Origin of the sequence: Pseudomonas sp. NCHU5216 (assembly GCF_052156495.1) — a bacterium.
Taxonomy (GTDB): domain Bacteria; phylum Pseudomonadota; class Gammaproteobacteria; order Pseudomonadales; family Pseudomonadaceae; genus Aquipseudomonas.
Genome location: NZ_JBQLIX010000002.1, coordinates 93,814 through 115,228, shown reverse-complemented (window position 1 = coordinate 115,228; position 21,415 = coordinate 93,814). Strand labels below are relative to the sequence as shown.

The 21,415-nt window shown below is 57.7% G+C and carries 28 protein-coding genes; 23 read left to right on the top strand and 5 right to left on the bottom strand.

The annotated features are described in order from the left end of the window. Positions 1–126 precede the first annotated feature (126 nt). Genes ACSVIK_RS02260 through ACSVIK_RS02245 form a run of 4 tightly spaced genes read left to right on the top strand, consistent with a single transcriptional unit; the run spans position 127 to position 2,369 of the window. Positions 127–1,062: a hypothetical protein gene (locus tag ACSVIK_RS02260; protein WP_442442751.1), complete on the top strand. Its 936-nt coding sequence runs from the start codon at positions 127–129 to the stop codon at positions 1,060–1,062. Further along, on the top strand, positions 1,062–1,628 hold the full coding sequence (locus ACSVIK_RS02255; protein ID WP_442442750.1) for a hypothetical protein: 567 nt from the start codon (positions 1,062–1,064) through the stop codon (positions 1,626–1,628). The genes ACSVIK_RS02260 and ACSVIK_RS02255 overlap by 1 nt, the downstream gene beginning before the upstream one ends. Before the next feature lie 49 nt (positions 1,629–1,677). Continuing rightward, positions 1,678–2,100 carry a hypothetical protein gene (locus ACSVIK_RS02250; RefSeq protein ID WP_442442749.1) on the top strand — a complete coding sequence of 141 codons (423 nt, stop codon included), beginning with the start codon at positions 1,678–1,680 and terminating at the stop codon, positions 2,098–2,100. Next, entirely contained in the window at positions 2,097–2,369 is a 273-nt protein-coding gene (locus ACSVIK_RS02245; protein WP_442442748.1) for a hypothetical protein, read from the top strand. The genes ACSVIK_RS02250 and ACSVIK_RS02245 overlap by 4 nt, the downstream gene beginning before the upstream one ends. On the opposite strand, the gene ACSVIK_RS02240 is transcribed toward ACSVIK_RS02245, so the two are convergent. From ACSVIK_RS02240 to ACSVIK_RS02225, 4 genes are all read right to left on the bottom strand, one after another. Then, positions 2,366–2,926 carry a hypothetical protein gene (locus ACSVIK_RS02240; RefSeq protein WP_442442747.1) on the bottom strand — a complete coding sequence of 187 codons (561 nt, stop codon included), beginning with the start codon at positions 2,924–2,926 and terminating at the stop codon, positions 2,366–2,368. The two genes, ACSVIK_RS02245 and ACSVIK_RS02240, sit on opposite strands and share 4 nt — an antisense overlap. Next, a complete protein-coding gene (locus ACSVIK_RS02235; RefSeq protein ID WP_442442746.1) occupies positions 2,919–3,986 on the bottom strand; it encodes a hypothetical protein in 1,068 nt (355 codons plus the stop codon). The genes ACSVIK_RS02240 and ACSVIK_RS02235 overlap by 8 nt, the downstream gene beginning before the upstream one ends. A 21-nt stretch (positions 3,987–4,007) precedes the next feature. Continuing rightward, the gene (locus ACSVIK_RS02230) at positions 4,008–4,796 is read right to left on the bottom strand and encodes a hypothetical protein (RefSeq protein ID WP_442442745.1); all 789 of its coding nucleotides are present in this window, start codon (positions 4,794–4,796) and stop codon (positions 4,008–4,010) included. A 2,023-nt stretch (positions 4,797–6,819) separates the two neighbouring features. Next, on the bottom strand, positions 6,820–7,149 hold the full coding sequence (locus ACSVIK_RS02225; protein ID WP_442442744.1) for a hypothetical protein: 330 nt from the start codon (positions 7,147–7,149) through the stop codon (positions 6,820–6,822). Between the two features lie 460 nt (positions 7,150–7,609). Here ACSVIK_RS02225 and ACSVIK_RS02220 point away from each other — a divergent pair, with 460 nt between their 5' ends. Genes ACSVIK_RS02220 through ACSVIK_RS02200 form a run of 5 tightly spaced genes read left to right on the top strand, consistent with a single transcriptional unit; the run spans position 7,610 to position 11,976 of the window. After that, positions 7,610–8,347 (top strand): hypothetical protein, encoded by a 738-nt coding sequence (locus tag ACSVIK_RS02220; protein ID WP_442442743.1) that lies wholly within the window; start codon positions 7,610–7,612, stop codon positions 8,345–8,347. Further along, positions 8,344–9,735 (top strand): hypothetical protein, encoded by a 1,392-nt coding sequence (locus ACSVIK_RS02215; RefSeq protein WP_442442742.1) that lies wholly within the window; start codon positions 8,344–8,346, stop codon positions 9,733–9,735. The genes ACSVIK_RS02220 and ACSVIK_RS02215 overlap by 4 nt, the downstream gene beginning before the upstream one ends. Further along, positions 9,728–10,033 carry a hypothetical protein gene (locus ACSVIK_RS02210; protein ID WP_442442741.1) on the top strand — a complete coding sequence of 102 codons (306 nt, stop codon included), beginning with the start codon at positions 9,728–9,730 and terminating at the stop codon, positions 10,031–10,033. The genes ACSVIK_RS02215 and ACSVIK_RS02210 overlap by 8 nt, the downstream gene beginning before the upstream one ends. Positions 10,034–10,041: 8 nt before the next feature. Continuing rightward, a complete protein-coding gene (locus ACSVIK_RS02205; protein ID WP_442442740.1) occupies positions 10,042–10,764 on the top strand; it encodes a hypothetical protein in 723 nt (240 codons plus the stop codon). A 12-nt stretch (positions 10,765–10,776) separates the two neighbouring features. Next, a complete protein-coding gene (locus ACSVIK_RS02200) occupies positions 10,777–11,976 on the top strand; it encodes a hypothetical protein (RefSeq protein ID WP_442442739.1) in 1,200 nt (399 codons plus the stop codon). 53 nt (positions 11,977–12,029) lie between these two features. Here ACSVIK_RS02200 and ACSVIK_RS02195 read toward each other — a convergent pair whose 3' ends face one another. Next, positions 12,030–13,577 carry a diguanylate cyclase gene (locus ACSVIK_RS02195; protein WP_442442738.1) on the bottom strand — a complete coding sequence of 516 codons (1,548 nt, stop codon included), beginning with the start codon at positions 13,575–13,577 and terminating at the stop codon, positions 12,030–12,032. 140 nt (positions 13,578–13,717) lie between these two features. Here ACSVIK_RS02195 and ACSVIK_RS02190 point away from each other — a divergent pair, with 140 nt between their 5' ends. The 14 genes from ACSVIK_RS02190 to ACSVIK_RS02125 all read left to right on the top strand — a co-directional run bounded on the left by ACSVIK_RS02190 (position 13,718) and on the right by ACSVIK_RS02125 (position 21,413). Further along, positions 13,718–14,806: a hypothetical protein gene (locus ACSVIK_RS02190; protein WP_442442737.1), complete on the top strand. Its 1,089-nt coding sequence runs from the start codon at positions 13,718–13,720 to the stop codon at positions 14,804–14,806. Positions 14,807–15,005: 199 nt separating this feature from the next. Continuing rightward, complete coding sequence (locus tag ACSVIK_RS02185; RefSeq protein WP_442442736.1) at positions 15,006–15,500, top strand: hypothetical protein; 495 nt, start codon at positions 15,006–15,008, stop codon at positions 15,498–15,500. Between the two features lie 24 nt (positions 15,501–15,524). Further along, complete coding sequence (locus ACSVIK_RS02180; RefSeq protein WP_442442735.1) at positions 15,525–16,190, top strand: hypothetical protein; 666 nt, start codon at positions 15,525–15,527, stop codon at positions 16,188–16,190. 140 nt (positions 16,191–16,330) lie between these two features. Beyond that, entirely contained in the window at positions 16,331–16,720 is a 390-nt protein-coding gene (locus ACSVIK_RS02175; protein WP_442442734.1) for a hypothetical protein, read from the top strand. Between the two features lie 214 nt (positions 16,721–16,934). Continuing rightward, entirely contained in the window at positions 16,935–17,111 is a 177-nt protein-coding gene (locus tag ACSVIK_RS02170; protein WP_442442733.1) for a hypothetical protein, read from the top strand. A gap of 504 nt (positions 17,112–17,615) precedes the next feature. After that, entirely contained in the window at positions 17,616–17,858 is a 243-nt protein-coding gene (locus ACSVIK_RS02165; protein WP_442442732.1) for a hypothetical protein, read from the top strand. Between the two features lie 126 nt (positions 17,859–17,984). Continuing rightward, on the top strand, positions 17,985–18,323 hold the full coding sequence (locus tag ACSVIK_RS02160) for a hypothetical protein (RefSeq protein ID WP_442442731.1): 339 nt from the start codon (positions 17,985–17,987) through the stop codon (positions 18,321–18,323). A gap of 3 nt (positions 18,324–18,326) precedes the next feature. Continuing rightward, positions 18,327–18,743, top strand: a complete 417-nt coding sequence (locus ACSVIK_RS02155; protein ID WP_442442730.1) for a hypothetical protein — start codon at positions 18,327–18,329, stop codon at positions 18,741–18,743. Between the two features lie 67 nt (positions 18,744–18,810). Continuing rightward, a complete protein-coding gene (locus ACSVIK_RS02150) occupies positions 18,811–18,966 on the top strand; it encodes a hypothetical protein (protein ID WP_442442729.1) in 156 nt (51 codons plus the stop codon). 58 nt (positions 18,967–19,024) lie between these two features. Beyond that, entirely contained in the window at positions 19,025–19,156 is a 132-nt protein-coding gene (locus ACSVIK_RS02145) for a hypothetical protein (RefSeq protein WP_442442728.1), read from the top strand. Between the two features lie 9 nt (positions 19,157–19,165). Continuing rightward, entirely contained in the window at positions 19,166–19,498 is a 333-nt protein-coding gene (locus ACSVIK_RS02140; RefSeq protein ID WP_442442727.1) for a hypothetical protein, read from the top strand. 83 nt (positions 19,499–19,581) lie between these two features. After that, the gene (locus tag ACSVIK_RS02135; protein WP_442442726.1) at positions 19,582–20,172 is read left to right on the top strand and encodes a hypothetical protein; all 591 of its coding nucleotides are present in this window, start codon (positions 19,582–19,584) and stop codon (positions 20,170–20,172) included. Then, positions 20,159–20,743 (top strand): hypothetical protein, encoded by a 585-nt coding sequence (locus ACSVIK_RS02130; RefSeq protein ID WP_442442725.1) that lies wholly within the window; start codon positions 20,159–20,161, stop codon positions 20,741–20,743. Before ACSVIK_RS02135 ends, ACSVIK_RS02130 begins: the two co-directional genes overlap by 14 nt. Next, positions 20,733–21,413, top strand: coding sequence for a hypothetical protein (locus ACSVIK_RS02125; protein WP_442442724.1), 681 nt, complete (start codon positions 20,733–20,735; stop codon positions 21,411–21,413). Before ACSVIK_RS02130 ends, ACSVIK_RS02125 begins: the two co-directional genes overlap by 11 nt. The last annotated feature ends 2 nt before the right edge of the window (positions 21,414–21,415 follow it).

Below are 21,415 nucleotides of genomic sequence, written 5' to 3'. Positions count from 1 at the left end.
CGCTCAGGAAGCCCACCGATCGTGGGCTTTCTTTTTCTAGTGATCTTTTGGCTTTCGCACTCAAATCTTGTTGAAATGCTTTAGGCGGGCGTTATAGAGAGATCACGCCCTACAAGGAGAATCCTAATGAAATCCCGACTGATCGCACCTCTTCTGGTCGCCCTGCTCACTTCTGGCTGTGGAGGTGAGTCCGTCGAACTTCCTAAACCGCTCGGCGAGGTTGAGTCAGGCCTGCCGTTCAAACTGCCAGGCTCGCTACATCGTCTTGCCTCGCATCCAAACCCAGTCCCGAACACTAGCCCGCGTACTGTGTGGGGCTTCAGTGACGCAACGTGGAAACCCAACGGCTGGTCTCTCTGGGTAGCTGCAAACGTCTACTCGGCTACCAAGAGGCCTGGCGATGCCAAGAACTGGGATTCGTCGTGGAAGAAAGCTGAAAGTGCGAAGGATCGAGCTGAAGCAGATGGTCGCTTTCTTAACGTGATCAACGAATTCGTTCGATCCAACGGAGTTCCAGTAGAGATCAACTATCTGGGCTACGACATGGTCCCTACCTCTATCTCAGGTTCCTGGGGCTCTAGCGGGATGTTCTATTCGTGGTCGAGTGGCGGTTGCGAGTTCGCATTCAATCGTTGCGTAAACAACTATTTCGTATCGCCAGTATCGCGTTACTCAGGCGGGGATAGTCTTGCCTTCAAGGAATGGGTCTCTCCGTTTTTCAACTTCAACGAAAGTAAAATTGGAGAATGGCACAAGGAGCTTTTCACCAAGAAAGGTGGTGATGGCGACGAATCCTCCGAGTTCTACGACTGGTGGCCGACCATGGTGTTCTTGGTGAATGCTGATGGAGAAGTGGTGCGCGCCTGGCTGCCTCAGACTGGTAACACAGCGAGTGCTGGTCGAGTTATCGCTGGCATGGTTGAGGAAATTGGCGTAGATGACCCTATCGTCAACAAAGAGCGCTTGCTCTCGCAGCCCACCACGTACGCTTACTACGGCGAGTACTACATCGAGAAGGGTGTTAAGCGCTTGGTGAAATCCCTGAACAGGATTTCCGAGTGATGATTGGTGACCTGGTTTTCGTCCATGGAACCAAGCCGAAGCCGGCGTACCTTTTGGACTGCTTTGGGAATCTGGTGCGGTGCAGTGCTGAGGGTAACCCTGAAGCACTGCTGCCCTACTCAGTTGACCTAGTCTCGACATCATCTGAACTACTGAACCCTAACCCATGGACGATCACTGTTGAGTCGTTAGTATCTCGCATCAGATTTGTGGCAGAAGCCTCGGGTGAAATTCTTGATGCCTATCCTGGCGTTGAGATTCCAAGGATTAACTACCCGTTCGTCCCAAGAGCAATGCGGCATGAGGATGACGAGGTGGTCGAGCAAGCCCTTGATCTACTGCCGACTTTGAGCGGTCAAGATGAACAAGGGCTACTGGCGATGCTTCGTGAAGTTGGGGTTCATCAAATTCCGCATGCAGAACGTTTCGTCTCGACGATTCATGAAGCTGCAGGCGGTTCTCTGACAGCACCACCGCTCGAGGAGATCTCGGCCGGCTGGATTTCCAATTCCAAGGTCTACCGCAAGGCCGTTGTTCGCTCTGCCCAGGTTGGGCAAAACCAGTAGCCCAGCATTCGAGAGAGCCGCAATGATTTTTCAGCTTAAGGATCTACAGATGAACCGCCCGTTCAGCGTGGACTGTGGCTACCTCCAGGAAGATGATGCGTTTGAGGTCAACCATCTGCTTTCTGACTGGCCTGCAGCCGATAACGTGTTTCTGGCACAACGAGCACGTTCCTTGCTGCCGGGTTCGACACTTCAATTACAGGTCTCCGACCTTGTGACCGTTATCGGGCATTTCGGGCTCAACATGGCTGATGGAGTTGCAGCCGAGTTTGAGCTGAACCTGGAAATGACTGGAACCGGCTCCAAGGTTGAAGCTATTTATGTTGCTGACCATTCCGGTGTGATTCCTCCGATCGAGGCTGATAATCCTGGCTTTGCAGTCTATGCCCTGAACTGGTTTGGTGTACGGCGCCGGAACGTACGGATGTACGTGATGCGAGGCCTGTTCTGGGTTGCGGCTGAGCAGGCATGACCTACGATAAGTTCGCTCACGTGGCTGTGGATTTGCTCGCGCATCTCGAGCGGCTTCCGGACGGAGTCTACTTCTTCAACTTCGTGCCAAGCACTGGTGCTCTATCCCATCCGGATGCTTCAACTGTGATGCCGCCGGTCCAGGTAGAAATCGCGACTGCAAAGAGCCTTTCTAAGTGCCTCAGTGCTTTTGAGCACTGGGAGGGGAGCGTCAGAATCGGGACCCTCCGCGGTAGCGAAGGGCTTCCGATCGACTTCTGGATCGCCTAGTCGAAGCTCAAAGGCCCGACGTTGGAGAGCGGATCGTGTATGACACTTGCGGCTTCGACCTGCTTGTCCGCCATCGATTCCGATATCGCTACATTGTCTGGCTCCCGCTCAACCCGAGGTGACGGGCCAGAAATCACCTTCTCCTCCACCTCTTCTTGTTTGGCGACTGCTGGCGAATCGAGCCACGAGTTATGCAGCTTGTTCAGCGCAGCGTTTGCCGCAGCAGGGTCTGCTTCCTTCATGAACTGATGCCGGTTTAGAAGGTTGACTAGCGTCTGACCTTTGGCACCGGCACCCAGCCGGTTGTAGATTGCATAGAGCCTGGGGTAACGGTCTCTGTTTAGAGCAATCTTCACCTGCTGCTGCTCGCCCGGGCCGGGCTGATCATAGTCGCTGATCTCCATGGGCCATATGTCGATGCAGGCTTCAGAGATGGTCAACGCCAAGCTATTGGCCATTCGGCGATTGTCACCGCCCAGCAGGGTCAGAAGTGCGTCATGGTACCCGGACACCAGCACAGCCTGGATATGAACAACGCCGTCCTTAGCCTTAGCCACGGTTAATCCTCAAAACAGCATGCTCTTTGAAGTTTTGGGTGATGTAGAAACGACGCAGCCCGCGCACGATCGAGTTGCCCGGATCTTCTGCAGCGTAGATTGGGCACTTCACATGCTTCTTCAACAGCTCGTTACCCAACACCGTTGCTCCGCCGCCGGCGAAGATCATTCCAGTCAGGAAATCGGTGGTACCCCAGAGCTTGTCGACCACACGCGGGATGACGTCGTCGGCATAGGCCTGACGGGCAGGCAAACTGATTTGCTCGATCGGCAGCTGCTCGCCACGCCAGGGGATGTATCCCTGACGCAGCCAAATGTCCATTGTGTACTCGGTCGTTTGCTTCTCCATCGCAAAACCATTGGGTAAACGATGCTTCACCGGCAATGTCTTGTTCAGTGCCTCGGGGTCACGCAGAGCAGTGAAGAGCTGCTTATGGATGTTGGATACCCCAGATGACTCGCCGTAACGGTGATCCTGGTGAGTGGAAACGTTTCCGTTGAGGAATTGCCCGGCGTCAACGGTTCCATGACCAATGTCGATGATGCCCCACTTACCTCGCATCACCGACGATGGGTCGAATGGCTTCCCAGAGATGTCCTTCAGTTCCGGATCGAACCACGGACCTACGAACTGGGGCAGGATCTGTACCTTCGCCGGCTGGTACCCCTCTTCAAGAGCCCAACGCTTGATGTCTTTAGCGAAGTCGTCGCGATGGGTATGGAAAAACTCAGTCGGTAGTCCGGTCACGATGATCGGCTGCTTGTGGCCGAACTCTTTAAGCGCGCGAAGCATGAGAACGCGAATGGTGTCAGAGGAATAGAAGGAAGAGTCCGTGCTTCGAGTTACAGCACCATCCTCGCGGCAGTCGTCGCCAACGTAGTAGGAGCCACTTTTCGTCTTGAACGTCTCGCGGCTGAAGCCGTTCCCAAGTCCTTGGCTCGATCTGGACTCCGTGACCAGTGAGGCATATCCCCCTACTTTTTCCCCAGTACCGGACATATAACTCGTGTAGCCGTTACCAAGGTCGATAGCGAGCAGCTGCTCGATAGTTTCCGACATCATTCACTCCCTCTACGTTGACTACAGCAGCGACTGGATCGTGGACCTCAGCAGGCTCCACCTCTCCATGACCGCTACCATTTTTTTCTGCCGGCTTAGCAACCCAGACGAATGTTTCCCAAGCCAACAATGCTGAATCAGTTCTGCCGTGAGCCGCGGGCTGGGCGTTCGTGATCGCTGAGCAGATCGTGCCTCGACAATTTCATCCGCCGAAGGCTCCCTACCTAAATCCCGCCTCAGCGCAGCAGCAAGACGTTCAACTGCGAGATCAGCCTTATACAGCTGCACATCACGGCTGCTTCGCCTGCCCGTTTTCCGGTTCAAGGACACCACTACTCTGAACTTCGGCTCTGCTGGAGCGAGCACGTCTAAAGACGGGCAATCTCTCCTGCAGATGATGGAGTGGAATCTTACCGGCTGCAGAGCTGCGTTGAACTCGAAAACCAGGTCATCTAATTCCGCATCCAGTTCTAGGAACTGCTCGATGGTTCCCGCTAGGGTCAGGGCTGCCCTTTCGCAAATACCACCAACGTGACCGATCCACTTCGTGAGCCCATACGACCACTGGGCATCATTGAGCAAATGCGCTTCGTGGGCCGCCAATGCGTTGACCCAGACAACCACGGTATTCGCCAGGATTAGAAATCGGTCCATGTCCTTGGAGAACGCCTTGGCACTTCGATGACCGAGGTACTTCTCAAGACGGGCTACCCGCTCATCACGAATACGCAATGAGCGCCTGCTCTGCTTTGCCCCGTCACTTCCACGGCCATCAGTAACCAGGTAGACCTCAATAGGCATGATCTTCATCGGGTTCCGATGGGCACGCCATGTCCATTGAACAAACCAGGTCGACTTTGATGAGTCCCGAGATGAGTGATCGATTCGCTCCTGCATCCGAGCTGCAAGGTCAGATAACTCGCTCTCGACGAAAGTCATTCTGGCGACCAACTCATCAAGGACAGATCCACGCCTCGCCCTTGCGACCTCGAGCTTTCGTGTGAAGCTCTCGAGGAGCTCCTTGTTTCTGACGTTTGACCGCATTTAGATCCTTTCCAACTCCAAAGAGGTGTTTGCGGGCTGTTTGGGTGCTTTCGATATGCCAGCATCGCTAGATGGAGCTAGATATCTCGTGCCACCGTCATATGAGCTTATGCAATCGTTGAACTCCCTCTGGCCACCTCGAACAATCGCTATCAAGCAGGCCAGACTTTGCATCCGCAGGAAGCACCGGCATCCCTTCGCACCTTGCGGCAACACTTCTGTATCACCTGTTATCGCTATTTATCCTGAGCCGGAGCGTGAGCGCACCCCAAAATCGCGTAACTAAATTCGGCACCAATACGTGCACCCTTTTTCGGTTGCAATAGCGCCCATTCAGCACCCAAAATCCACACAGGGCTACGTTATTCAGCAATGGCCATTGGCGTACGCCCCTACGCACATTTCGATGTAAATCACCGTCTAATGTAATCATGCGATGCATCTAGGATTAAGTCGCCTCCTTCCTTTTCGGCGTCATCTTCTTTTACGCACCCAAAGATGCAAAACCTAGGAGCCGCCAAACAGCGCGCTCAGCCAAGGAGAACGGACAAAAGTGGAAAAATTGGGGACGACTAAAGCGGCACGCTATATAGGAGCGCACAGATCAACTCTTCGCCGACTCCATGAACGAGGGGAGCTCCCTGCAGATGGTCGAAGCCCTAGCGGAAGGCCGTTTTGGTTCAGGTCGACTCTCGACAGACACCGGCTCGGCCAATCCTCGGCCGGCAGCTATTGCCACGTGCGCGACAACCTGCTCGATGAGATCAGTCTTGCTAACGCTCCTGACCGGCAGGTTCTCGGACGCTCAACAACGCCCCTGTTGCTCAGCGGTGAAACACGCACCCTCAGAATCAGCGACCTACTAAGGCAACTCTCACAGCAGCGCCCTATGGCCATCATCCTCCCGGCCAGTTCAGGCGAGATGCCATTGCACAGAGTGGTATGTGACGTTTGCTCGAATGAAGGTATTGCGGTGGTTCTGCTGCCGGATTGAATGAAGGCCCGGGCACCGCCACGCCAGATACTCCGCATTCACTTCCAACCACAGCGCCTTGGCGTGGCGGGGCCTAACCCGAGCAGCATGCCGCACGCAGTAGGTGAGTGAAGGATATCTAGGGACTAACTAACCGACTGCGTGCCAGGGATCAGGCGCCAAGGCCACGCGCACCGATCTTGCAACCAACGGTGAAGGGTCCGAGGGATCAGTCGGCAGACTATCGCCTCTTGTCTCTCCTGCTTTGCAGCGCCCCATGAATGTGGCCAGGAAGCATTGCACCAGTTTGTAGATGCCAGCACTTGCTGACGCTCTGCAAAGCACAGCTACCAGAAATCCTGTTGCCTGCAGCCGTACGGCCAACTAGCGATGGCCAGGCTCTGTTTAGGTTCAGCCGTACCCTCACACACGGTATTAGTGGCCGGCCTACGATGCAGCCAACTTCATCAGATACCGCGTGAAGCTCTGCATGCGACATAGAACTGCGCTGGCGATTGGAGCTTCGTCTGCACCGGCAGACGTGAGGAACCCTCCTTCTGAAGAGATGCACCCTTGTGCTGGATCACGCACCGAAGCCTGTAGAGCTGACTGGAATAGCGAGCAGGTCAACTGGAGTAGCCTTGGGCGACAACCGCCGGCCACTGGAAGGGGCAGCCATCAGCGGCGCCAGTAAAAGGAACGGTATGGGGACACGAGGCCGGGCGCCCACATGATTGGCACTTCCTGCTTGCAACCATCTGCCGTGTTACCAACCAGGCAAGCGCCACCTATATATAAGAGGAAGGAACGCGGCCATTAGTGGATGGCAGCCGACACAGCATGCGGATCAACCTTGCGTAGGAAGGCCGGTCCAGCGTGGCTCGTGTACTTGTTCTTCATAGCCTCGACCAACGCCGTACCTGCGCCCGATTGTGCGTTGAAATAATCCACGACGAAGTCGGCTTCCGCCGGAGCAACAGCACCACGCCAGATGACAGTTGCCTCTACCTGCGAGCCCACCATCGAAAGGGCGGTTATGGAGGACTCACCCGACTCCCGATGTAGGACCCAGCAGCGGATGCGGCCATGAGTTGTTTCGGTAGACGCACGCAGGGCTCTCATGATCTGTTGGTATTGACTGAACACAGGTAACTCCTCCACTTCAGTCCCCCACCATAACGGCCGAAAAAAAATCGACCACCTCCCGACAGGCGGTATTAGAACGCCATCACCACATCGCAGTGGCCACTATCGTGCCACTAGCGTCGGATTTTAGGCGTCAAATTCCTTGCGGCCTGCGGCTTTCGGCTGTTTTTTGACTGAGCGCCATTGCACACAGTCAAGTCCCTTGTGTCTCAGTTTCATCCCCCTCCCCCCCTGGAATCGCGGATTTCCGTGCGGTTTTTTGGGTTGCCTGTCACAGGAACCACAAATAGAATCGCCCGCACTACCGGTGCTGGACCTGCGGGGCAGCACTGGAGACCAGTTGAGCACTGCTCACTGAAAACACGTAGAGAGGGGTCGGTCGCTGTCGTGGTGGCCGAGAAAGCGAGAGCACTTAGTGCCCTTGCGCTTAGGAGCCGGCGTTTGCCGGAGGAGGGAGGCTATGAGCCTCATGAGCAAGCGGAATGACTGGCTGGCCGGTTTGTCGTGCCAGCAGTTTCTACGGCTTGATCCCTGGGCTTTTGTTTGCCACGAAGAATCACGCCCCCAGTGGATAGCCGAAGTTCGGAAGAAGATTCGTAGTCGTCTAGCAGACGATGAAATTCTATCCGTCCTTTATTCGGACCTACACGACACAACCAAGGCCGCCATCCGCAACTATGCGGATCAACCGGCCGCCGGGCGTGGCACGGCCCTGATTGGTTATGCCCTGAGCTACATTCGGCTCCACGGACTGGCCAAGATCTTCGACGAAATCCCCGATGTCCATCGGGGTAATGTCGTTGCCATCGACACTATCGGTTCGACCCCGAGAGCACATGCACTCGAACACGAGTACGCCCTGGCTGCGTCCGATTACACCGACGGGCTGTCTGTTCTCCCTCAGTTTCTATCCGACGGTGTTGTTCTTGGCGATGAAGGGCTTCAGGCCCGACACCAGAACATCGAACGTCTGCGCCGCTTCCTGACCACACGCGAATACCAATTGCTTCGCCTGTCCGTCCTGGAGCAACACACCTCGATCGATATCAGCGAAATGCTTGAGCTATCGACGAAGCAGGTCTGGAAGATCCGCCGCACACTGCGCGACAAGCTCGGCGAAATAGCGCTAGACCAAGGTGTGTGTCCCCACCTCGTGAGTAGCCTAAGCCCTCGCGTGACCGCGGCAGCCAGCAAATGAGCAGCGCTAAAGGGATCGGTGAGTTCATCCGAGATAAGGTCTATCCAGAGCTCAATGCTGTAGAGGCTGGGCTGCTAGACCACCTCAGGCCTAGTCACCGTAAGGGCACCGGCGCATATGAGATGAACTGCCCGCAATGCGGGCAGCGGCGAGCCTACTACTACGAAGGCCACAGTGTCGTGCAGTGCAATCGGAGAGATGGCTGCAAGAGCTCACCTACCTCTCTCTGGGATGTGCTGGCAAAACAGCAGAAGACAAATGCTGAGATTGTAAAGCTCCTCTGCGCAGCCGCCGGCGTAACCCCACCTGAACGTGAACCACGCACCGGAAGTCCCTCCTCCGAACCGGCTGCAAACTCAGCTCCCTCAATGAGCCCTGGCAAGGCCATCGTCAAAGTCACCCAACAGCTAGCACAGACCAACAAGCAGCTATTGGACGAGTTCCAGGCTGCCCGCGGTTACACAGCAGATGACATGGCCGCTATGCGGCTAGGCGTGTTCACCACAGCTAAGGAGGTTCTAACCCTCCTCGAGGGCCTTGGCGTATCCAAGGAAACCGCACGGGAAAAGGGATACATCGGTTACGACGACAGCAAGCCCGACTTCTTGTGGAACGTCATGGATGGACGTGTCGTGGGTTATTGGCCCCACGAAGATGGCGACGTGCGTATTTGGGGGCGGATTCCTGTTGGCAGCGGGACTGACAAGGTCAAGAAGTACCGGTTCTCAAATAGCCTTATCAAAGACATCCCATACCTCTTTAACCGTCGGCATGGTCGGTTCCCTATTTGTGTTGAGGGCACCCTGGACGCTTGGGCTCTGCAGCTCCTGGATCACTGGGGTAACGCCATTGGACAAGCGCACATCAATGACGCCCAGGCCGCCTACCTCCTTAGCAAAGGCGTAACCGAAGCAGCCCACATGGTTGATGGGGATGGTGCTGGCTATACAGGTGCCCTCCAGTCCATTCGCGCCTGTGAAAGCATTGGCATAACCCTGAGCATCATCGTCCTCGGTGCTGGTATGGATGATGCTGACGCCATGCGCCGAGCGGGCCGCGGCAAACAACTTGCTGACCTCATTGATTCGCGAATGAATGCCGGCGAGTACCTGGCTCGCTACTGCCAAGCAGCGATGATGCAGACCCCGCCGAACCTACGTGCCATCACCCAGGCCCGCGCTATTGCCACGTCACTGACACCGATCTCCGCACGCTGCTGGGAGGATTGGTCTCGCAGCCTGGGCATTCATGTCAACGAGCAAGAGGAGGCCATCCGAGTCCTGGGCGGCCTGGTTAATGGTGGCACTCCGGTCAGCCAGAGCCTTGAGCTTGTAAGGCGGTTGACTGGCTTTTCAATCAGCATTCAAAAGGAGGAGACCGTTGGCTGAATCTGAATCGAGCGACAAAAGCCCCATCGCAGGCTCACTCAAGATTGTGCTTGTAGTCCTGCTGCTCATCTACGTCGTAAAGGTTTACCTGCGGGCCCCCGAGTATCGCTATGTCGAGGTCTGCTATCTGCCCCACAAACTGGTTCAGCTTGTGTGGGTAGACGTTTGGGGCGCATTCGTCACCTCGGATAACGCTAGTTATCTCGAGCACGCCCGCGACTCACAAAAGCTTTTCTTCAGCTGCACCAACTACACGGCCAAGTTCAATTGGCTGAAATCATTCCCCGCACCTCGCTAGGAGCAACCATGGCCGAAAACAATAACCCCCCAGTGCATAACAGCATGGAACGCACCCTTCGCATTGAAGGTGAACGTTCCGCATCGATGTTTGGTCTGGCAGTGCGCGTCGCACGTATCGATACGCGCTTGCGCGATCTTGCGGTACGGCAAGGCGAGGCACCGCGCAAAGCGTATCGAAACGCCAGCAGCGCCTATGAGCAAGCAGTCGGAACGTTCGAGGACGCGCTCGCACGCATTGAGCGTGAGGTCGACATCCTCCCCCGCCGCAGCGCAGAAGCCGCCAAGAAGCGTGACCGCAATACCAACCAGGCGCCAAAGCAACTGCCAGCCAAACCGGTACAACAGAAAGCCGGCGAAGCGTCCGCAGCTTCCAAGCAGTCCACTGAACCGGCACAAGAAGGTCAAAAGCCCTCTAAGAGCCAACGCCGTCGCCTCAAGCAGCGGCAGAAAAACGCCGAGGCATCCCCCGCGACGCCTATTGGCCAGAATCAAGAGCAACGCGAGGAGCAACAACAAGAGCCGGCCCCTGCACCGGTGAAACCCGCTGCTGTTTCTGCACCCGAAGCACCAGCAGCGCCTGCTGCAGGGGCCTTGGTAAAAGCGGAAACGCCAGGAGCGGAAACGCCAGAAGCGGGAAAAGCAGAAGCGGTAAAGCCAGCAACGAAAAAGCCGGCCACTAAGCCGGCCGCTGCAGCTCCCACTGCTGAACCTGCACCAGCCGAGATGTAAAGGAGATCAACGATGAGCAGTTGGCAAAACCTCAAAGACGCCGGGCGACTGCTGCCCGGCTGGGTCACACCGTTCTTTCTGTCGGCTGCTGTCGTTGGGCTTTATGTTCTTGCCCGCTATAGCAGTACTGAGAAGCCGCATGACCTCATTGCATTCGGTTCCCTGGTCACTATCGTCGCATCGATGGTTGTTGGCTTCGGCCTACTGATCCAGGCCATCTACACGGCGAAGGCCGGCACTGTCCTCACCGCCATCGGTGATGGTTTTCAGCGTGGGCTCACCTACGTTTGGGTAACGGCGGCAATCAGCCTGTTTGCTTACGTTGGTGCTGCCCCGGTCTGGAGGCTGATGACTGAAAACCTCTACTACACGCTGACCTCGGTCGTTGTGATGGCCCTGCTCGGCAGTGGGTATTGGGCTTCCGGCGTCCGCCAGAAGCCTGAAGAGGCCAGCAGTAGCATAGGTACTGCCAGCACTGCGCTGGCACTGCCGCCGGGCTTCATGCCCACCGTGGAGCAACGTCCCGCATTTCAGATCACGATGGCGGATGAAACCCGCCTCATGATCCACCAGGCCGCGAGGATCATTGCCTATCACGGCAGTGATTGCCTGATCTCGGACTCTTTCAGCGCGACCCTGGATCTCAACGCCCGCACGGCGAAAATCTTCACCGAGATGAATCTGTTGTCGACGCCAGCAATGTTGTACTGGCGGATGCACATGCTGCTGATCGGTAGCGCCGCGGAGCACGTAATCCGCAACACCAACTCCGAAGCAGCAATGGACGACATGCAGAACTTCGAAGAGGTCGCCGTCCGTTATCTGCTGCTCGAGGGCAAAGGGAATCTGATGCGGCCGGTCAGCGACGCCGAAAGCATGCTCAAAGCCAATCGCGTACAGATGCTGCACCGCAGCGTTATGGGGCGCTGTGTCGAAGCTGTACAGCGCAACAAAGCCGTGATTCTCGATCTGATCAAGCTGATGCGGGCTCGGCCCTGGCTGACCCATGCTGACATCAAGCACCTGATGACGCGGGTCGACCTACCAGGCGACTTCCCACGCGCAGAGTTCGATTCAAATGAGCAGATGGAACAGGTACTGGCACAGATCGGCCACGATCGACCTTCCGCGCTGGTGGAGATGGCTGACGAGGCACCTCAGCCCGATGCCCCCCTCGACAACAACGTTGTTGAAGGCAAGTTTCGAGCGTAGGCCTGGCGCCAACAAAAAGCCCCGCTAATGCGGGGCTTTTCATTTCGGTTAGGCTAACCCTTCACCACTACCTGGTTACGCCCACGGCTCTTGGCCAGATACAGGCATTCGTCCGACTCCCTCAAACAGTCACCGACCACCTTACTAAGTGGCGCGACGCCGGCACTGAACGTACAGGTAAACCACACCTCCCCTCCTCCGGCATCACTCCCGTCAAACTGGAGAGCAGCGAAAGCTACCCGAAGGCGATCAATCACGGCCTTTGCCTCACTTACTCCCGCCCCAAGCATCACCACAGCGAACTCTTCCCCACCAATTCTTCCTACCAGGTCAGTGGCTCGAAGGTTGTCGGCCAGGATCTCTGCCAAGCCGACAATGACACGATCGCCAATGGGGTGCCCAAAGGTATCGTTCACGCTCTTGAAGTGGTCGATGTCTAACATCACCAGACAAGCGGGCGTTTCGGATTGTGATGCACAGGCTCTGGCGGCCGAGGTGAGGAATTGTGCATGGTTCAGAAGCCCAGTCAGGGGATCGCGACGCATCAGGGTTTCTGCAGCCTTTGACCGTGAGATCAATGCTTTCAGTGCGGTTATGAATGCGCCCCGTTTGAGAGGCTTCTGCACAAATGCGTCACCACCCTTAGAGAGCGCCAGCAGCTGCGTTTCTGCATTGCGCTCTGAGGACAGGTAGACGATAGGCATGGTTGCCTCATGATCCTGGCGAATTACGCTCGCCACCTGGTCGCCGTTAACACCTGGCATGTAGAAGTCAGTCACGACCACATCCGGCCTGAACCTCTCAATGGCCTCCAGAACGTCACCTGGGTTTTGAATGTGCTCGACTAGCAACCCTTCGGCCTGCATGAACTTCTGAGCGACGTAAGCGTCTGTGCGCGAGTCATCGAGCAGCAGCACGCGAAACCCATTGAGCTCCGAGTCCCGAGCGCGACTTCGAATGAGGGTGCGGAGCGCCTTAGGTTCCGTATCCAGCCCGAGAATCCGAACAGCCCCAAACTCAGTTGCGCGCACTCGCTGCTCAAAGCTCAAGGCTCTGTCCGCAACGATCACCACCAGCATGTCAGACTCATGCTTGGCAGCTAGTGTCGATAACGCATTGGACACGGTCGGATCTTCCAGCACCCCGTCGCCAACAAGGACAGTCCCTGAAGCTGGAATTCGTTCCCCCAGTGAGGGTTCAAGCGCTGGGCTCGCACCCGGTTCCAGACTGAGGAGCTGGAATCCCGATGAGACAAGGGACTCGGCAAACGCCCCAGCTCGCTCACCAAAACCTGGGATGTATATGGCTGCCGGGCTACGGGATTCATTGAAGCCATCATCAGCCCTGCGTGCTGCTGCCTGTAGTACTTCCATCTGATGTCCTATGCCACTGATGCAGTCTGCGGAAAGCGTGGCCACACCGATCAGTCGGGCCAGGCCGATAAGGGCTTCTCTGAACTCAACGCACTCGACCATGCCTGCACCTTCTTGAGCCTTGAACACTGCGTCACGGAATGCGCTAAGCCCGAAAAGGGTCGGCCGGTACAGTACGAGCGCTTGCCACGATCGCTGCAGCACCAGGTTGGTTGTCTTTGGGTTCATGAATGGAGCCTCCAACACTAATAGTGGGTTAGGAGTGCCCCAAAACAGCTCGCCCTACGCCGACGATTGAAGTGCTTCTGCCACTGACTGTCCAAGAGAACCATTGGAGCACCAGCAGACCGCGCCTAGGAGTAGCTTCAGTGACGTTGGACACCGAGCAGATTGACGTATCAGCCCTTGGGAACATGGATGCCATGCCCTACGCCAGGAGAGTGGCTAGAGATCTAGGCGCTGGCATGCCGATCGCCAACTCGCTAGCAAAGCGAAAGGTCCCTACCGACCTCGCATTGGCTGTTAGGTGCATTCTGAGCGCCGTCTCAGAGGGCTGGTTCATACTTCCAGATGGGCGTGATCTGACCTACAGCAAGCGGCAGTTCGGGCTGCTGTGGCGTTGTGCTGAGCGCTCGCCCTGGCTGCGGAGTGTGGTAACGAGGGCCCGCGACTTTGAAACGGCCATACAGCCGCTGAGAGCCCCTTACCCGGGTTTCGGAGTCGAAAGGCTACCTAACTGGCTCGTCCTCGCATCGAATGCCTGCCACAGGCTCCAGCGCTTGCCGATCGAGCACCAGGCTGGGGCAGTAACAGTGGCGCTGTTCATTCAGTGCCTTCGAGACAGTCAGTCGTATGCTGAACTACTGCTCACGGAGATGGAGTGCTTTGCTCCAGCCTGGATGTGGGATGAAAGCCATTCCTTGGCCGACCAGGTATCCCGCCTATCCCAAATGGGCTGTCTGCACCATCTCACAGCGTACGTATCGACCTCTCGGAACCGCAGCCTGACCTCATTCGAGAGGCGCCTCCTCGACCAGGTCAAGTACCGCAGTCTGGCAATCGAGTCCTACCTGTCCCAGGTCAACGCCGAAGAAGAGCGCAAGCGACGTGAGGCCGAGGAGTCTTGGCTACTCAATTACAGCCTGATCAGGCGACTAGCAGCGATTCTTGACGAGGCGACCTCCTATCATCACGGGACTTTAACCCGCAGGCTCAGGGGGGAATCGAACGGTGCCTTCAGGCTGATTCGTAGCATGAATGGGGAGATGACGGTGGAGGTAAGGCACCAGTACGAGGTCGGACGCGGCATGGGTTATCAAACCCCATTCCAGCTGGTGAACTTCTGTCTGGCCCTGGCGGATGAACTGGAGACAGCGCAGCCGACCTTCAGTGCTTACCTGGATGCCTGCGACAAAGCCTGCCGGCGGATCAAGAACGCAGAGTGTGAGGCATCCTGAAAGCCCACACTCCATCTGCGCCAACTCAGTCCACTGGTTTTGACCACCCGTCACACACTGATTCGATGCCTCAGTGAGGGTACAAGCTCCAACTGAGGAAGTGACTTGCTGCCCTTCCTTGATCACATTCCCATGGTTCTGCCACTACAAAGCCGGATTGATGATTGCCTCATCGTTGAAGACCTTCACAGGAACCTCCATGAGCGCTATCACCATTCAGATACTCCAAGCACGCTCTAGCGGTAGCGGAAACCACCCCAGCCTATACATCCCGGGGGCCGGCAGCGATCGAGCGTGTTTCCAGGTGCAAGGCAACTCTGCCCCGTATCCCGATCTGGTAACCATCTGCAGCGCTCTAGACCGTTGGGATCGTGAATCCATGCTGACGGACTACGACCAGGTATCTGGCATGGGCTCCTTCACCATCGTTGACGGCAGAGCACCGGCAAGCGGAACGGTTGTGGAGCTCCCCGCTGATCCCTTTCTCGACGACTGGTGTAACGAGGATGACGACATCTGGCTGGCCGAGCAGATCGAAGACCCGAACGCCTACCCCGTAGACCGCATTGAAGACCGTATAGAGCGCATCACCCTCACTGCCCGCCTTGAGAAATGGCAGATGCGTAACGAGGCCCTGCAACGCGTTGAGAGCCTTCACCAACGCTTTATGGGTGAACTCCAGGCCCACGCCTAATCCCACTTTCCCCAGGAGAACGACATGACCCAGCCACTACCCCAGGCAAACTTCTACGTTGAGCAGTGCATCCGCGTTGTCTTTGAGTCTTGCGAAGCGCTGTACCCGGTCGATGCACGTCAGAACCAGGACGTGCTGGCTGCCAATCTGGACTGCTTGCACGACGCAGGCCTCGAGATCATCGAAACCGACCTCGGAGAGGACACCATTGCCATGCTTGCCGGCAGGGAGAGCAAGGCCTACGAGATCGCCCAGGAGTGTGTCGATGGCACCAGCAGGCTCTCTACTGGTGAATATGGCGGCGTGCACTGGCGAGTCATGGCTACCACCCTCGGTGACATGGAGCATATCCAGCTGGCCAGCGGAGACCACGAGGAGGGTGTGCGAACGGTAGCCCGTGAGCTGGAAGCCTTGTGGCTACTGCGCCAGCAGATTCACCAGTACAACGACCAGCTCAACGCACGCCAGCAGGCGCCTGATGGCAACGACTACAACGCCCTGCTTGATCTGGCAGAGGTATCCGGTACCGGCAAGACCGATCGGAGTCCGGAGAAGGCCCTGCGCGCACTGGCCACTGCGCTCGGGCATGCTGAGGAGTGTGGGGCTCTGGTGCACCTCATGCCCCATCTCGACAACGCAAATAGCGTCCAAGACCTGGCCGAAGCTCTGAACAGCGCATTGCCTGACTGATAACGAGCCTACCGAACAGCCAGTGCCGCTATATGTTCGGTTTGCTGGCTGTAGGTGGTGGCACGCTCGGTTCGAAAGGAATATGAGCCTGTGCTTTGGAAGCAAGGCACCTGAGCCCTACTGAAAACCAAGGAAACACGATGACTACCTTCTCCCCTGAGTTCGTTGCAGCAAAGATCAAGTTCGGCGCCTTGCTTGAGCAGTACGGATGGACATCAGTGGAGGAGCATAAGCAAGACTGGGCCATCGGCACTGCCACCAAAGAAGTGGCGACCATCGTCGCACCCAATACGGCAGTCGCCTATTTCTCACCGTCCAGTGAGTACCTGGCTATGCTCGGCGGTACCTTCGTCAGCAAAGGCGAGGATGCTTACAGCGCCATGTGGATGCCGGTAGCGCATGGCATCACTGATGAGGAGCTGGCCGAACTGGCCAAGAAGTACGCTGAAGAGTCTGAGCGCCGTATTGGCAATGCCTGGAGTGTCCGTCTTCTGCGCCAGCGCCAAGAGGCCGAAAGAGATCCGGAATGAGTACGCCCTATTGCCCTTCCCAAGGTTGCCCGAAGTGCGGCGGGCAGACCGGCTATGAGTTCACTATGACCGAAGAGCACACGATGGGAGGTGGCTGGGGCGAGCCCCCCACGTCTGGTGACAGTGGACGCAATGCGCGTGACAGCCTGGTTACGTGCCTGGACTGCCGTCACCGATTCCAACCGCGCAAGCTGGCGGCCTTAGGCGCGATGGGATGAGCGATTTCGCCGACAAGTCCCGCGCTTGGATCAAAGGCCGGTCTGCAGCAATTATCTGGGGAGATGACTGGGAGGCCGAGGCTGGTTGCCCCTATGAGGTCGGCACCCTTGAGGCGTCAGAGTGGGATGCTGGCCTGCAGGCAGGGCTAGATGAGATGGCAGCCGAGGTTTAGCGGCCAGCTGTATATCCCAAGAGCAAAGCGGCTTTTCGGGTAGGAATCCTATTCAACCTCTCCTGCAGTACCACCTTGCGCCGTCGTGACAGCACGATCTCCTCACCCCCAGGAGGAGACACACCGATGCCACCACGCGCCAAGAACCACCACTGCACACTCGCTTCAGAGCCAATCACGCTCAGCTGGGTCTCATTGCCCACCTCAGGCATTGGGGACACTGGCTGTCTGCCTAGCACTGACGTGTCCTGCAGCTCAGAGGGCAGCTGTCCACACCAGGGGGCAAGGCAATGCCCAAGACGCGTGCTCGATCTGCACCTCAACCAGGCCCTGAATCGTATCCGCACTGAGACCCCGTAGGGCCAAGGCGGTAAACCGAATGGGCGCCCCAGGTCGGAGGCGAAGCAACACAGTAGAGAGTGGTGAATCTTCTCCCTCGAGGGTTCTGCCACACACAGACCAGTCTGATCATTGATCCCACACAACGAACTGAGGATCAGTGCCATGACCTTTACCGCCGCCGCCCATCAACCTGTCGTCGCCCTCTCCACCATGATCTTCGCCGCCGGCGACGAGGTGAAGGCAAAGAACCAGGCCCTGCCCTTCTGGATGACGGTCGTATCGGTCAATGAGCGCACTGGCTTCTGCCGCTGCAACTTCGGCAGCACTGGGAACTACGCCGGCAACTTCCATCAGAACGAGCTGACCTTCCACGGTGGCGAAGAGATTCGCATGGCCTCTCACTGACGGAAACCGGACATTCAGCGCCGCATAACGTCGCTTTCACTGACTTGAATTTCGTGCGCAGGTTTTGACCAGGGCACAGCAAAAACCCATTGCACAATGAGCCTACACAGATAAACCGAGGCTGCCATGTCGACACCACTCAATGAAGGCCAAGAGATCACCCAGGGCCAGGCCGTTCAGATAGGCCAAGCCCTCGCAGAGTGTGGGGTTGCGGCTGGCATCGTGGCGCCAGGCACAGCGCTAACTGGCCCGGCATTACTGATGCTGGCGCAAGACCTCAAGTCGCATCTGCAGGCTCACTCAGCCACACCGGCGCCTTGTGTGTGGACGCGCGATGAAGACACCGGCGCCTATGACACTCATTGCGGCCGCACCTGGCACCTGTCGGATGGTGGAACTCCAAGCGAGCACGGGCAGTACTACTGCCACCACTGCGGTAAGCCGATCGACGACGGCGAGGTCTGAGCCATGCGGGTCGATTACCCAGGCCGCACCAGCTGCGGATGTCCGTACATCAATCAGCCAGAGCCAGGTAAGCACTGGGCGGAATGTCACTTCCGACTCAACGCTGAAGCCCAGGCGGCACAGCAAAGCATCAGTGAAACCCCTTCGACTGCCACCGAGATCAGCTCGTGCCCGTTCTGCCAGGGCCAGGCCAGCCCGCTGGTGCTGCTCAACTCGAACACTGCCATCGGCCGTGTAGAGCGCCAGGAAAGCTACGGTTGCGATGGCGTTGACGTAATCGCGCTGGTGCAGTGCGGGTACTGCGATGCGAAAGGCCCCGAGCATGTCGACGTGCTCTTCACTGCCGAGGGCTACGACGAGGCAGTGAAGCAAGCTATTGCGCTCTGGACCTGCCGGGACAGCCGAGGGTTGCCAGCGTGAGTCACCTGCTTCTGCCACGGGTCGGCGAGCCAGACCATAGCCCCATCACCTACCCGGAGAAAGCCCAGTGAACATGACCAAAGCCCAGATCATCGCCGCAATCAAGGCGCTGGCCAATGACATTACTGCAGCACCGGGCCAGCGCCAGTCTGACTTGGAGGACATCGAGTTCGCCGCCCAAGAGCAACGCGAGCAGCTCGAAGGCCGCTACATGCAGGACTGACCTGCGCTGCACCCAATCGGTCGTACAGGCCGCTCCCATTCACGCCGAGGTTTACCACATGTCCAAGATCGACGAGTTCCACTGCAAGAAAGGATGCGGCGGTTGGTTCGATGTCTTCAAGAAAGGCGCGCAGAAGGGCTACTGCATCACCTGCAAGCCGCGCCAGCCAGCTACCCCCAAGCGAAAGTAAGGAGTGCTTATGAGCCAGCACATCGCCCGACTGGAGTGTGAAAAGGTCGGTGGCCAGGTCCAGGTTCAACTCGGTTGGGACAAGCCCTTGCGCGAGTTCTACCTGGTGATCTTCGCTGAGCCAGGGACTCAGTGCGACAACGACGAGGGCATCGTCTACTCCAACCTCGACGACAGCCGAAGCCGCGGTAAGGAACTGGACTACTTCAAGACCATCACCCGCGACCTGGGCCTGCCTGTTCCCGATGTCATGTGGCGCGCGGCCTACCACGACCGAGAAATCAATGCGGTCAACAAGATCGTCTACTACTCCCCCGCCGGTGAGGTGGTCGAGCCGTACTAACGGCCACGACTGCCCAAGGCCAGCTATCCACACAAGTACGTGAGGAATCATCAATGTCCATCCCACCGCTACATGAGTTGCCAATGCCCAAGTACGACGGCGCCGAGCCGTCTGAGATCGAGATCCAGCGTATCCGACAGTATCTGGCTGACGGCCGGTTCGATGACCTGGGTAAAGACCTGCAGCGCTGGGTTTGCCATCGCCTGATGCCTTCGCTGACCCGCTATGGCGTCTATCCACCGCCCAGCGAAACGGCTTCGCCCAAGAACCCCGGCTACTGCGAAACCATGCAGCGGCCCAAGTCAGAGTGTGGGTGCCCCGACTGCGGCCCCTCTCTGATTGATTGGCCTACTGAGGAAGCGAACAAGCCTGCTCGCCTCGATCTGCACCTGGTGTGGAACCCGGAACGGGAGAACGGCGTTGTGTTCCTGGACAAGGCAGACGCGATCTACGCCAGTACAGGCCGTTACCCGAGCACTCTCGCGAACTTCCCTGGCATCGACTCGCTGGCCGACTACTTCCGCGACGACTTCGAAGATGACCACGGCGAGGCTGCCCAGTTGCCGCTGGTGCAGGTTACCGCCGAGATCGACCCGAAGTTCCTGGCCAAGGCTGATCCAGCCGTAGCGGTAGCGCCAGCCAGCACGGAGGGTGAAGCCAATGCCAGCTGCTAAGGCCTTCATCGTCGAGACCGACGATCCGGACGATTCGGTAGTGAAATTTGCCACCACCAACGTGGCCGCACGCCGCAATGGCGCCGACGAGATTGGTGCTGACTTCGGGAATGTGACGTGCAAGCGCCTGCCCTGGGCCGATCAGTACGCCGGTAAAGGCATTCCCCCAACCGCCTTCATCGAGAACGGCTGGCACTACGAGTGTTCTACCTGTGGCGACAAGGTCGGCAAAGAGACGCCGGCGCCGGTGTTCGCCCTGGACCTGTCTTTCTGCTCGGCCAAGTGCCATGCCGTCGAGGTTGCCGATCGGCAAGCGGCTGCAGACAGAAAGCAGGAGGTCATTGACGCACTGTTGGCGAAGTTCCCCGGCGTTGAAGTGGCCTTCGCCAGCGACCACGATGAACGCCGCAGTGCGCGATTCAGGTTCCCAGGCGGGCAGGACACCGTGGAATGGAAGCTGGGCGAAGACACCGTGATGGTCAGCAAGCGCGATATCGAGGCCTGGAACGCATGGCGCGACCAGGTGAAGAAGGCGGACTGCCACGCAGAGGGTGCCACCGATGTCGGCTGATCATCCCCTCCTACGCGCAATCACGATGCTGCAGGACTACAAAGGCGACCTGGCCGGGCGGGATTTCCCCGCCACCGGTGAAGGCATGCACCAGCAGACCATCAACGAGAACAAGCGCGCCAGCATTGACGCAGCCATTGCGGAGCTGCACCAGCTGCGCACCAGCACCGCCGGCACGACCCTGGCTATCCCAGACGAATGTCCGCTGTTGATCACGTTCGACGACACCGAGCGCCAACCGCTGGTGTTCGCTGGCACTGGCGCCCGCAGTGCGGCGTTGAAAGCCTGGGCTCAGATCTCTCAGAGCTGGAATGCCCACCTGTTTGCCCGCATCGAGCGCAACAGCCGCGATGATCGCTACCCGAGTGCGACGGTCGCGATTCAAGACCTTGCTGCGGGTCTGGAGCAGCCAACCAACCAGGGTTGGGTCAACGCTGCAGAGCAGCAGCCGCTCAATAGCGAGCCTGTCTGGTGCTTCGGCACCTACGATGGCCAGCTGGCGCCCTGTGGCTTCGAGGGATATTTCCGCGACAACCGCTGGTACTGCCTGAACAACGGCGACTACATCGACGGTGGCTACGGCGATGACTACCCCGCCGAGGTCATGCTTTGGCGACCACTGCCGGAGGTTTCGGCCCAGTTGCTTGCCTCATTGAGCGCCAGCAGCTAGCG